Origin of the sequence: Pseudoflavitalea sp. G-6-1-2, from assembly GCF_012927185.1 — a bacterium.
Taxonomy (GTDB): Bacteria; Bacteroidota; Bacteroidia; order Chitinophagales; family Chitinophagaceae; genus Pseudobacter.
On sequence record NZ_JABBGB010000002.1, the window covers coordinates 1,000,564 to 1,013,200 of the forward strand.

Sequence of the window (12,637 nt, forward strand, 5' to 3'; positions counted from 1 at the left end):
TTTGTATGTGAGTTTCAAAATGAGTAAAGCGTAATTATGATGCAGGTTTGCTGTTTCATCAGCATCAATTCCCCACCTGCCCCCAGTAATTGTAACTAAACTTCTTGACTATATTACCATCCTTATCACGGATCAGACTCAGCCGCCCCATTGCATCATATTCATAAAACAGCGTGTTTCCATTCGGATCTGTTTCACTGGTTATTCCAACTAACTGCGCATAAGTATAAGTTATCACCTGGGCGCCTGGAAGATTTTCACGAAGCTTGTTCAGTTCGGTGCGCATCTGGGCATCCGTTGTAGCAGCATTATCCAATATGGCCTGATTGATGTATTGCCTTGCATTAAGATACCCACTGCCGACAACTTTGGCTACGAGCTCATTCGACTTGTAACCCCATAGAAAGGAGGTGGTAATTCCATCTTTACCTTTTACCTGACATATGTTACCGAAACTGTCGTATTCTTCAATAACATCCTGCTGTTCCAGCCCATTGCCGGCAATTGATTTGTTAACCGATTGCAGTGTAATCAGCGTATTATTCAAAAATGAGCCATATGTCATTCTTAATTTGGAAATAGGTTTATTCAACGTGGTGTTCAACTGCTCCTGTTCCACTAACTGGTTTACTATATTGCGGCTTTTCATTTGATCATATGGAGCCGTTCCGGCAAAATCAGCCGGATATTTCAATAGCGTGGTAATGGTTTGATTGGCACTATTGACGGTTTCTATTTTTGAAGGAACAAACGAATTGATATACCCATCAGCGTTTCGGCCATAGTCGGTTTTCGTTGAAACTGCGATTTCATTTCCACCAACATAAGTTCTCTCAATTGTTTCTTTCAACTTCGCATACCCACCATATAATTCGTAATCCCTGATATAGTATCCAAGACCCCAGGAGCCTTTAAATGCTGCAGTCTGACGTATATAATCCTTCATCAGATTTTCATCAGGAACATGAACAGTCTGGCAGGTATTGTATTTAGCTATTTCATAGATATTCTCCGTTTCTTTTATTTTTGTAAGCACCCCTGATCCCTGATTAAGATAGTCTATTCGTTTTTTCAGCAATCCCCGCAAAAAATCGCGGGAGTCTATAGTGGGAACAGGATACCGGTGCATCAGTACTCCATCATAGGTTACCCAGTCATCGCAATCATAATATATTCGCCCGCGGTCATTATCGGGAAAATCATTGAATGTTGTAAAATAATATTCTGTTTTTCCGTTTGAATATCCAGCATCAGCAGACTCAGTCACTTTTCCATAACCTACTGTATTTCCCTGTGTGGTGGTCATCGGATAGCTTGAGGTAACAGTTGAAACGTATCCGAATGGAACCCCCTGGTCGTTGATCTGATAATAACCATACTCAGGAATCACGGCAAGTGTTCCTGAAGACACACCTGTGGAATCTTCGTAGTTATAGGTTTTACGCAGCGATTGCCCTATTCCATCAAAGTTCACAATTGATTTGAGCCGCACTCCCCCAACCTCACAATTGTTGCATGCTGTTTCATTTTCATAATTGTATGGGAAAGATGCAAACATATCGTTGGTATTAACCACTACCTGCAGCTGCACGGAATAAACTCCAGGAGCAATATAAAAAGACCTGTTAGCGCGCGAAGCAGGATTAGTAAGTGAATAATACTCGAGGCGTTGTACTTCTATATTGTCCGATTGCCTGATAAAAAGTATTCTGTAAACAACCTGGCCCGGAGGCAAGGTAGCGTCGAGGTCGGCAATGAGGCACCTGACGGTTATTTTTACCTGTTGGAGTGAAGCACTGGTAACGGTAATGGTCTTAATCATTTCACCAGGTGCCTGTATTACGGAAGCACCCACTGCTTCCTTCTTAAACAGTTTATTACTCTTCACAGTATTTGCTTCAAAAGTAAAGTCGGCAGTTCCGCCAGTTGGATAAGTTATCTTTTTAAGAAGATAGGACTTTGCATATTCAAATGATGGACTTCTGTCTGCCTGTCCCAGTTCAACAATTTCCCATGGACCACCAAGGGTCTTGATCTTTACAGTTCTTTTTTGTTCGAGTGTAGTATTCGACTTGCCGTTGTAATATCCCCAATGATCCCGCGCTTTTGAATTCCTTTCAGGCAAACGATAGTCTTCAAAATATTCGAACTTTGTTTCTAGGCCCGGCCCAGTACCAGTTCCGCCGGGACTTATTACCACCGATAATAATTTCAACCTTATGCCGGTTGAATTGATATTATCTGTTACTGCGTAATTGCCATTTACAGTGAAATAGGCATAATTGAACTGGATGCTTCGCAGGAGAGTTCCCTGATTATTTTTCACAAGGATCTTGTCCAGAAAGGGAGTGCAACATCCAACATCTTTTCTGCTGATAGTGGAAGGAATAAATTCTACAGCTCCTTTACTGAACCTGATCTTGCTCAATCGGGAGGCCTGGTATCTGGTATCAGAATATCTTGATAGCTCCCCACCACTGCTGACATATTCAGACACTGGTATTTCATTGGTTATGCTGTAAGTGTCCTGACTATACTCATAAACAATCGAATCAGTTCTGTTATGATTCACCATCTTGGTAAGGTACCACGACGTGGCATAATAGTTAGGATCACTAAGCGGCGGGGCATCAGTTAGCCAGGAAAAGGTTTTTTCGGCGCTCGTGAAGTAGTAAATGTTACCATTGGCTCCTATAATAGTGAATGCATTAATTAGATTATTGTTGTCTCTCGAATAACTGATCTTGATATTCTTTTTCTCTTTCAACTTAACGCTGTCAGCCAAATCAAAAACGAAACTCCCCTGCTCACCATCGGGCAAAGAGTAACTGAAAAAATCAGGTTCACTGTCGCGCTCTCCTTTCGCGAACTCCTGGTATAAACCTGCATTGGCCTGATTTTTTACCGGGATTTCGGTCATGTCGAGAAAGCCTTTGTATTTATCATCCTGAAAACCATTCACAACTCTCGAAACATTGAAATCCGCCACCAGGCCCCAACCCAAGCCAACCCAGGAAGAAACTTCTTCGAGTTTTATACCATTTCCTCCGGTATAATTTAACGAGATAGGGATCTGAAAACTTTGCGTAACAATCTCCCATAAAGGCACTGATGCGGATAGTTTGCCCGTATAAAAACTGTTTGAATTATTTATTGCAGCCAATGATGAGATAGCTGCCGGAGAGGGAGGTATTACCTTTGGTATCCCTGCTTCCTGAGCATTGATGCACTTTGGAAAAAATAACAATAGCAATGTGGTGCTGAAAATATTCTTTAATAATAACAGAAGCAATCCTTTCATAAAATGAATGGTTAATTTGATCAATCTCTCTTGTTTGAAACACTATCCTGGCTTGAATTCCGGAGCCTGCCTCTGCGATCGCAGATGCTGATTCGGAAAATCCAGTAATAGTTGAAGTTTGACCTTTTGTATAGTTTGTACCTCAATGAAATGATCTTGCTAATACCCCATAAGCTACTTTGCAATCGTGTATCGATAACTCTCCCTTTGATGCTGGAAAGTTTTCGGTGTACCGAAATATGGAAGGTATTCCATTGAACCAGAAGCGTTGGCTATTCCTTTCAATGTCTGATGCAGGGCTGCATGCTTATCATTCGTTATCGGGAAGAGCAGTTCTATATCTGCAGAATCGATCGTAACCATTGTCTTTCCCTGTCGGGTAAGAACGTTGAAATGCCTTTTCAGTAACGGTATCGATCCTGTTTTGAATGTTTTCAGATTGTTTTTGGAGATTTTCAAAAAAACGTGAGAGAAAGTTCATGGCCAAACCATCACTTCTCCATTGCACTGAGGCAATATGAGAAACAAACACTGAGTTAAGTTTGAAAATCAATCTCACAACAATACGGATAGGATTAGAAGTGAAATCTTAGGCAGGTCCAATATAGAGAATATCCCCATATTCTTATCTTGGACAATCGACAAAATGAAAAGAATACATGAAAACCCTGATTATCGGACTTGCTCTCACCACTGGCTTCCTGTTTGAAGTAACCGGATTTCTGCTCCGGCTTGACTGAAAATGCAGCGCATAGTTTCCACTATGTAAAAACAATCAATCCGGCATCCTTGTCCCTGTAACCCAAAAATGTTCAGCATGCATGTTTCCCGATTTGTAACAACAATCTGCTTACTAACTCTTCTTCTCTCAGGCTGTTCCAGAAGAATATCTATATGTATGGGTATTGTTGCTCAACCCAAAACTCAAGTATACATTCCAGGCACAAACGAATATGATCCCACTAAAGAATTGTATGAGAAATTCACCGTAACAAGTATCGATTCTGCAGAAAAAATATATCTGATATACGTCCAAAAGCAGTCTGACAGCGCTTTGTACAAAATAGTTTCGCGAAAGATCAACACTGATTGTGCAGATGTGAAAGTTGGCAAAGTTTATTCATTTATTGTAAGATCACTCACAGAACCACTCACCATCAACAATACAATCATCGACATAAGAAGTAACCTCCATATAGGAGGATTCTCCTGGTACGGTACAACAGTATTACTTGAAAGAGAGAAGGTAAAAGATGTATACGAAGCCCATAATCTTTCCGGACTTTGCCTGACCAATAAATATCACTTGAAATTACTAGGCACAAGACCATCTTCGCAATAATGCGTCAGCAATAATTGAACTATCGCTCCCACTCCTTCTTCATCGAAATCCCGATCTTCCCCTGAATATTCTCTATCGGAGGTTCCAGCTTATAAATCGAAATAATCACTTCTTTGGAAAACGGATACTGGTGTTTGATTCTGCGGATAATTCCTTCCGCAACTTTTTCGAGCAATGGCGTGGGAACTGCCATACATCTCTTTACAATTTCGAACACCTCAACATAGTTGATGGTATTTCTGATATCATCGAACTGAGCATTTCCTTCGTCGTAGGAAACTTTTACATTCACTTCATACGGACTACCGGTTTTCTTTTCACCATCATACAATCCGTGATACGCGTGCAGTTGCAGGTTTTGCAGTTCGATTGATACCATAAAACTAATTTGGCCCCATCTGAGAGACGCGGCCAAATTAGTTATAACCTGAGAAATTATATGTTATTTTTTTGCTACTCGGACTATACCAATCCCTTTGCAGAAAGGTAGCGTTCGGCATCCAGTGCAGCCATACATCCGCTACCAGCGGCTGTTACAGCCTGGCGATAGATCTTATCCTGCACATCTCCGGCAGCAAATACGCCTTCGATATTGGTTTTGGAAGTACCGGGGATGGTTTTGATGTAGCCAGCTTCGTCCATATCCAGCCATCCTTTAAAGATGTCCGAGTTTGGCGTATGCCCGATTGCTACGAAGAAGCCCTGAACAGGGATCTCTTCAGTAGCGCCTGTTTTCACGTTTTTCACGCGAACAGCTTCTACTTTATTTTCTCCGAGAATTTCATCGGTTTCAGTTTCCCAGTATACTTTGATGTTGGGTGTGGCCAGCACTCTGTCCTGCATCACTTTAGAAGCACGCATCTGATCTTTACGAACCAGCATGCTTACATTTTTGGTGAGCTTCGACAGATAGAGCGCTTCTTCAGCTGCAGTATCGCCGGCGCCAACAATGGCAACGTCTTTACCACGGAAGAAGAATCCGTCGCACACTGCGCAGGCGCTAACGCCGAAGCCGTTGAGACGCTCTTCGCTGGGCAGTCCGAGCCAGCGTGCAGAAGCACCTGTTGCGATGATCACTGCATCTGCTTCCATCAGTTTTTCATCGTCGATCCAAACCTTGAAGGGTTGTTGCGAAAAATCAACTTTGGTAGCCAGGCCATATCTGATATCAGCTCCCATGCGGGTAGCCTGTTTTTCAAAATCCACCATCATTTCGGGGCCCTGAATTCCTTCGGGGTAACCGGGATAGTTTTCTACTTCAGTAGTGATGGTCAGTTGCCCGCCGGGCTGAATGCCCTGATAGAGTACGGGCTTCATGTTTGCTCTTGCTGCATAGATCGCTGCGGTATATCCTGCCGGTCCGGAACCTATGATCAGACAATGTACTTTTTCACTTGCCATATTGCTGTTTGCTAATTTGAAAATTTGCCAAAAATAACCGTAAAACCGTTAATAAAGCGCCAATAGGATCAACACCTGAATTTACTGTGCATAACCTCTTTAACGCATGATGAATTGCTTACTGAATCGAAATGGAGCGGTATTGCACTGCAAACCCGCCGAAATACCCCAGTGCGCCGCCCTGGATATTTCCCAGCACTTTTGTAGGTGATGAAAAGGGGTTTCCGATGCTGGAGTAATTGTATTCCATTGTTCGCCAGAAATCGAAAGTGGCCTTATCTATATTACAAAATTTAACCGTGATTGTTTCGCCAAGGTAGAAGAAGCCATAGTCTTCGAGATCGATATCATCTGCGCGGTTGACGCCGCTTTCGAGCTGAATATCGTAGGTTTTGCCATCAACAATCTGATCGTCAAATGCAGAAGTGAGAGGCGGATAAAAAGGTCCATCATTCACCTGCATGTAGTAACGGATATAATTCCCATAACCTGGTGGATCCGTGAAACGCCCCATCACTATGGCTTTGGTGGGATCATCACTTTTGGGTGCAGGTTTCCACCAGAGGGAATCCAACGTTTTCTTCATGTAGGGAATGGTGGTGGATGCCGTATATTTTTTCCCGTTTACGGTGATGCTCAAATGATATTCTTTCCCATGCTCACCGCGAAATGCATTGGCAGGCCGAAGTGAATCTGCTGTGTAATAGTAGATCTTCAATCCTCCCTGAAGGGTGCGTTCGTATTCTCGCAAACGATGTGTTTTCGTTCCGTTTGAAACCGTTATTTCCGCACCATGAATGAAGGCGCCGGAAAGCAATTCGGGCGTGAGTTTGCTGAAATAGCTAAGGCTTCGGCTGAGCCTCACTTCGGGATAACGGCCCGATTCGATGGAAGCATCTACCACTACCTGCTCCCCAGCATCACGCGGAGTGAAGTTGATATTCTTTTCGCAGGAAAAAAACAACAGGGATAATATGAAGGGCAAGAGATGCTTCATGCAGTAGTCAAATGTAACTATTTCTGCAAAGCGGTTTGCGGATAGATCAGCTTGAAGGCGTTGTACACTGCCTGATGCATCATGGTGGAATGGATTTCATCGGGCAGGTAATCGTAGAATACTTTGGTGGCGGCGCCTCCGTGCTGCTGCAGCACCTCACGAAGTGAAATGGCATCGTCATACATCACTTTATCTTCATCCTTGCTGCAGGCGCCTACATACACGTTTACAGGCTTATTGGCGGCTGATTTCAGCAGTTGCGGAGCTTCGGTGAGCAAGGACTCATTGCCCCACCAGAGGCTCGGACTCATAATGATATAGTTGCTGAAAAGATCGCGGTGTTTCAGCAGTATTTCCGTGGCCAGCAATCCGGCAAGGGACTCGCCGATGAGGGTATTGGTGCCGTTGGTGTTGTAATGATACTTCATCCATGGTTGCAGTTCTTTCTCCAGAAAGGCGATATACTTTGCAGAACCGCCGTATGCAGGAAAGCTTTCTTTTTTGAAACCCATTTTATCGAGGAAATTCAGATCGGGCACGGCAAATGTGCAATCCCTTCTGCGGTTGGTGTTTTCGATGCCAACTACAATGGATCTTGGGAAACGGTTGATCCATGGCTGCGTATTGAAACGAACGATACCAGTAACATGAATGAAATCTTCTTCTACTCCTCCATCGATGATGTAGATCACGGGATATTTCGTGGTATCCTTAGCGTTATAATCTTCGGGGAGATAGATATTGATGGTTCTTTTTTCTTTGAGGGCAGGCGATTCGAGCTGAAACGAATGCGCAATTACAACCGGTTGGCCTTTCTGCGCAAAAGCAGACAGGGAAAGGATTACAAGAAGAAGGCAACTGAGAATTTTCATGCGGAAGAATGATTGATTGTTGCGGAATTGGTCGGAAACCAAAAAGAGGGCGCCCCTTTGCTGAGACGACCCTCTTTTATCACAAATCCTAATTTTCTTACTAACCTAAATATGCTTTCAGGGCGTTGCTGTAACGCGCTTTTTGTAAACGCTTGATAGCTCTTTCCTTGATCTGGCGGATACGTTCTTTGGTAAGATCGTATTTCTGACCGATCTGTTCGATGGTAACGCCGTTTTCGCCGTCGAGGCCGAAGTAAGCGTTTACGATCTCAGCTTCGCGTGGACTCAGCGATTTGAGTACACGGCGAATCTCATTGCGGAGAGAGTCTTTCATTACATCATCATCAGTATCATCGCCACCTTCCAGCAGGTCGCCCATGGCTACATCCTCTGCTTCGTGAACGGGAGCGTCGAGGGAAGTGTGACGGGTATTGCTCTGGAAAATATTGTTGATCTCTGTTTCGCTCATTTCGAGCAATTCAGCCAGCTCTTCGGTAGATGGTTCGCGCTCGTGTTCCTGCTCGAATGCCATGTACGCTTTGTTGGCTTTGTTGTAGGTGCCAATTTTGTTTTGAGGCAGGCGGACTAATCTGCCCTGCTCTGCCAACGCCTGCAAAATGGACTGGCGAATCCACCAAACGGCGTAAGAGATGAATTTAAAACCCTTGGTTTCGTCGAAACGCTGGGCTGCTTTTATCAGACCGAGGTTGCCCTCGTTGATCAGATCGCTAAGTGAAAGGCCCTGGTGCTGGTACTGCTTAGCCACAGAAACCACAAAACGTAAGTTGGCCTGCACCAATTTGTCGAGCGCTTTTTGGTCACCCATTTTAATACGCTGCGCAAGCACAGTTTCCTCTTCCGGAGTGATCATTGGGATCTTGGAAATCTCCTGAAGATACTTTTCTACTGCCTGCGAGTCGCGATTTGTTATCTGGGTAGCAATTTTGAGCTGTCTCATATCTGTATATAAGTATTACTGGTCTGTAACGGGGGTAACAGTATCAACATGAATAAGACTACTATTGTTTAGGGGAAGTTGCAAAACTCCTGCAAAACACGCTGTTTAGAAGCGGGTCCCGTCCAGTACCGTCTGCAAAAGTAAAAAGCAAATAGCAAATGTCATAGCCCTGTGGAAAAAACGAACGCTAAAACACCAGCTGATACTACACTTGAAAGTAATGATCGTAAAAAAACGGTTAACTTTCTATTCCCTGTAACCTGCACCCCTATTGACTATCCTTCATTAGACGCAATATGTGCGGGTTACCCACTACCTCGTCATTAAAAATATGTTAAAATCGCCACTTTGTAAAATAAGTTTTTAGCAGCGAATTCAGTTAGAATACATTAAATATGCGATTAATAAACGATCTCCTGCCCGTTCACACGTAAAACAAGCTCTTTCGCAGGTGCTTTTTCCACTCTTCCCACAATTTTCGCTTCAATTCCGAGCTGCTTTCCGATAGCAATCATTGCTTCGGCTGCTTCGGGTTTCGTAAATACCTCCAGACGGTGTCCCATGTTGAAAACCTGGTACATTTCTCTGAGGTCGCTGCCCGATGCTTTTTGAATCAGCTGGAAGATGGCCGGCGCTTCAAAGAGATTGTCTTTGATGATACGGAAATCCCCCGGCAGGTACTTCATGCACTTGGTTTGTCCACCGCCACTGCAATGGATCAGTCCGTGGATATCGCTGAAATGCTCGCTTATCAGCGCCTTCAGCACGGGTGCATAGGTTCTGGTTGGGCTCAGCAGCAGCTTTCCGATATTCAGATCCGCCGGCAATCCGGCTGCATGTTCTGCCGGAATGGGGTCGGTCATTTTATAAGGTCCGATATATACCACTTCGTCCGCCAGGCCTGGTTCAAACGACTCAGGATACTGCTTCGCGTAAAATTTATTCAGCATATCGTGGCGGGCACTGGTAAGGCCATTGCTTCCGATACCACTATTATATGCATCTTCATAGACAGCCTGACCGTAGCTTGCAAAACCTACGATCACGTCGCCATCCTGGATTTTTTCGTTGGTAACTAATTGGTCTTTGGGCCAGCGGGAAGCCATCGTTCCGTTAACGGCGATGGTACGAACCACGTCTCCCACATCAGCGGTCTCGCCGCCGAGGTATTGGATATTCACACCGAACTTTTTCAGTTCGTCGAAAATGGCCTGTGATCCGTTGATCACCACTTCCAGCACTTCGCCGGGTACCAGCTTCTTGTTGCGGTCGATGGTGGATGAGAACAGCAGGTTGTCGTGGATGCCCACGCAGAGCATGTCGTCCAGGTTCATCACGATGGCGTCTTGCGCAATACCTTTCCAGATAGAGATATCGCCGGTTTCCTTCCAGTAGAGGTAAGCCAGAATGCTCTTGGTTCCTGCGCCATCAGCATGCATGAGATTCACGAAATTGCTGTCGCCAGTAAGAAAATCGGGGTAGATTTTGCAGAACGCGAATGGGTATAGTCCCTGATCGAGCTTTTCTACAGCCTTGTGTACTTCTTCTTTTTGTGCAGAAACGCCTCGTTTTGAATATAAACTCATGGGCGCGAAAGTACAGAGATGTACAGAATTTTATGAGAATTTGCATGTTTTTCATTGGAAAAATCCATAACACTTATGAATAATTCCATTGTTCTTCCATTCTGTTGACACTTATCCCTCCATTTTACAGAAGCCAAACGGATTTTTGGTCAGGTTACCAGCCATGCCGTAAATTCGCAGCGCAATGATGAAAGTTTACCATTCCACAGAACAGATGCCTGCGTTCACAAACGCAGTTGTAACCATCGGTACCTTCGACGGCGTGCATATCGGACACCAGCAGATCATCCACCAGCTGAAACAGGAAGCCGCGAAAATCGGTGGCGAAACCGTCATCATTACCTTCCACCCCCACCCCCGCAAAGTGGTGGCAGCCGGACAATCACCCGTCTATCTCATCAACACCATCGAAGAGAAGATCGAACTGCTGGAAAAGAACGGCATCAATAATCTGGTGATAGTTCCTTTCACCGAAGTGTTCTCTCAGTTGTCTCCCGAAGAATACTGCGAACACTTCCTCATTGAAAAATTCCATCCGCATACCGTAATCATCGGATACGATCACCGCTTCGGCCAGGGCCGCAAAGGCGATTACAAATTGCTGGAAGAATACAGCGCCAAACACGCATTCGAACTGAAAGAAATCCCTGCGCATGTGATCAACGAAAGCACTGTGAGCTCTACCCGCATTCGCGAAGCCGTTCTCAATGGCAATGTTGAACTCGCCGAATCACTGCTGGGATACGATTACTTCTTTGAAGGGAAAGTAGTGGAAGGAAATAAACTCGGCAGAACACTTGGCTTCCCTACAGCCAATCTGCAGATTGCACAGGAAGAAAAACTCATCCCAGGAAACGGCGTTTATGCGGTAGCGGTAAAACTGCAAACTGGAGAATACAAAACAGGTATGATGAATATTGGTGTGCGCCCAACAGTAGACGGCACCAAAAGAATGATCGAAGTGAACATCTTTGATTTTGATCAGGACATTTACGGAACCACACTCCGCGTATACGTGCAGAAATATCTTCGGGGTGAACAAAAGTTCAATGGTCTCGATGCACTGAAAGCGCAGCTGGCCATCGACAAAGAAAATTCCATCCGGTATTTTACACCATCATTTTAGCAACCATCTCTTTCAGGAGGCTGCCATCGGAAGTGCCGCTGTCTCCCACACCTACACTTTTGAGGTTGTACTGATGCAGTAACAACAGCGCTGATTCAACACCGTTGTATCCATAATTGCGCGCAGCTGCGATATAGTCTTTCGCAAAGAAAGGATTCACACCAATATTAGCTGCAATGGTTTTATCATCCTTTGCCTGCTGTCCGAAAATCATATAGGTTTTGCTGAACAGATTGTACAGCGTTGGGAGTATCAGTTGAATAGGCGCTGCTTTGGGATTGGCCTCGAAGTACTGAATTATCTTCATCGCTTTTGCCAGATCCTTTGCAGCCATGGCGCTCTGCAGCTCAAAAGGATTGTACTCTTTGCTCACGCCTACATACTTCTCGATATCATCCTCCGTAATATTGTTGCGCTCTCCGAGATTCACCAGCACTTTATCTATCTCATTATTGATGCGACTGAGATCATTACCTATATGATCTACCAGCAGCATCAACGCTTTCTGAGAAATGGTTCTTCCTTTTTGCTGAATGAGATCGTTGGTCCAGTCGGGCAGCTGGTTATCGTACATCTTCTTAGTAGTAAGCATCTCCCCTTTTTCCTTGAGGGTTTTGGCGAGCTTGCTTCTTCCGTCTACTTTCTTTTCTTTATACGATACAACAAATATGGTGGATGATAGCGGGTTCTCGATATAAGATTCCAGCTTATCTATATCACGCATCTGTTGTGCTTCTTTGAGAATCACCACCTGCCTTTCGGAGAACATGGGATATCTTTTGCAGGAGTTCACTACATCAATCCAGCTGGCATCTTTACCATAAAATACCATGAGGTTGAAGCCTGCTTCTCCTTCGGAAAGTATTTCATGCTCTGCATAATTAACAACGGTATCGATAAAGTAATCTTCCTCGCCTTCGAGCCAGTAAACAGGTTTGAATTTCTTCTTTTTCCAATCACCGATTATTTTCTCCGCAGACATGAACTATGAGATTTAAAAAATTATCGCAATATTACACCAAATTTAAGCGTACCCCGAATGGAATTTTACACA

The 12,637-nt window shown here is 44.3% G+C and carries 11 protein-coding genes; 2 read left to right on the top strand and 9 right to left on the bottom strand.

Annotation, left to right across the window (positions count from 1 at the left end):
• Window positions 1–64: 64 nt before the first annotated feature.
• Window positions 65–3,109, bottom strand: a complete 3,045-nt coding sequence (locus HHL16_RS25330) for an RHS repeat domain-containing protein (RefSeq protein ID WP_206022415.1) — start codon at window positions 3,107–3,109, stop codon at window positions 65–67.
• 366 nt (window positions 3,110–3,475) lie between these two features.
• Complete coding sequence (locus HHL16_RS13705) at window positions 3,476–3,760, bottom strand: hypothetical protein (protein WP_169425761.1); 285 nt, start codon at window positions 3,758–3,760, stop codon at window positions 3,476–3,478.
• A 439-nt stretch (window positions 3,761–4,199) separates the two neighbouring features.
• On the opposite strand from HHL16_RS13705, the gene HHL16_RS13710 reads away from it, so the two are divergent.
• The gene (locus tag HHL16_RS13710) at window positions 4,200–4,643 is read left to right on the top strand and encodes a hypothetical protein (protein WP_169425762.1); all 444 of its coding nucleotides are present in this window, start codon (window positions 4,200–4,202) and stop codon (window positions 4,641–4,643) included.
• Between the two features lie 19 nt (window positions 4,644–4,662).
• Here the strand turns inward: HHL16_RS13710 and folB are convergent, their stop codons facing one another.
• From folB to HHL16_RS13740, 6 genes are all read right to left on the bottom strand, one after another.
• Window positions 4,663–5,022, bottom strand: a complete 360-nt coding sequence (folB, locus tag HHL16_RS13715) for a dihydroneopterin aldolase (RefSeq protein ID WP_169425763.1) — start codon at window positions 5,020–5,022, stop codon at window positions 4,663–4,665.
• A gap of 83 nt (window positions 5,023–5,105) precedes the next feature.
• On the bottom strand, window positions 5,106–6,044 hold the full coding sequence (gene trxB, locus HHL16_RS13720; RefSeq protein WP_169425764.1) for a thioredoxin-disulfide reductase: 939 nt from the start codon (window positions 6,042–6,044) through the stop codon (window positions 5,106–5,108).
• A gap of 118 nt (window positions 6,045–6,162) precedes the next feature.
• Complete coding sequence (locus HHL16_RS13725; RefSeq protein ID WP_169425765.1) at window positions 6,163–7,041, bottom strand: DUF4249 domain-containing protein; 879 nt, start codon at window positions 7,039–7,041, stop codon at window positions 6,163–6,165.
• 17 nt (window positions 7,042–7,058) lie between these two features.
• Window positions 7,059–7,913, bottom strand: coding sequence for an alpha/beta hydrolase-fold protein (locus HHL16_RS13730; RefSeq protein ID WP_169425766.1), 855 nt, complete (start codon window positions 7,911–7,913; stop codon window positions 7,059–7,061).
• Between the two features lie 100 nt (window positions 7,914–8,013).
• Window positions 8,014–8,871: an RNA polymerase sigma factor RpoD/SigA gene (locus HHL16_RS13735; RefSeq protein WP_014217201.1), complete on the bottom strand. Its 858-nt coding sequence runs from the start codon at window positions 8,869–8,871 to the stop codon at window positions 8,014–8,016.
• Window positions 8,872–9,272: 401 nt separating this feature from the next.
• Entirely contained in the window at window positions 9,273–10,457 is a 1,185-nt protein-coding gene (locus tag HHL16_RS13740) for an AIR synthase-related protein (RefSeq protein ID WP_169425767.1), read from the bottom strand.
• A 184-nt stretch (window positions 10,458–10,641) separates the two neighbouring features.
• Between HHL16_RS13740 and HHL16_RS13745 the strand changes: the two genes are divergently transcribed.
• Window positions 10,642–11,583: a bifunctional riboflavin kinase/FAD synthetase gene (locus tag HHL16_RS13745; RefSeq protein ID WP_240966138.1), complete on the top strand. Its 942-nt coding sequence runs from the start codon at window positions 10,642–10,644 to the stop codon at window positions 11,581–11,583.
• Here the strand turns inward: HHL16_RS13745 and holA are convergent.
• Window positions 11,567–12,565 carry a DNA polymerase III subunit delta gene (gene holA / locus HHL16_RS13750; RefSeq protein ID WP_169425768.1) on the bottom strand — a complete coding sequence of 333 codons (999 nt, stop codon included), beginning with the start codon at window positions 12,563–12,565 and terminating at the stop codon, window positions 11,567–11,569. The genes HHL16_RS13745 and holA overlap by 17 nt on opposite strands.
• Between the last annotated feature and the right edge of the window lie 72 nt (window positions 12,566–12,637).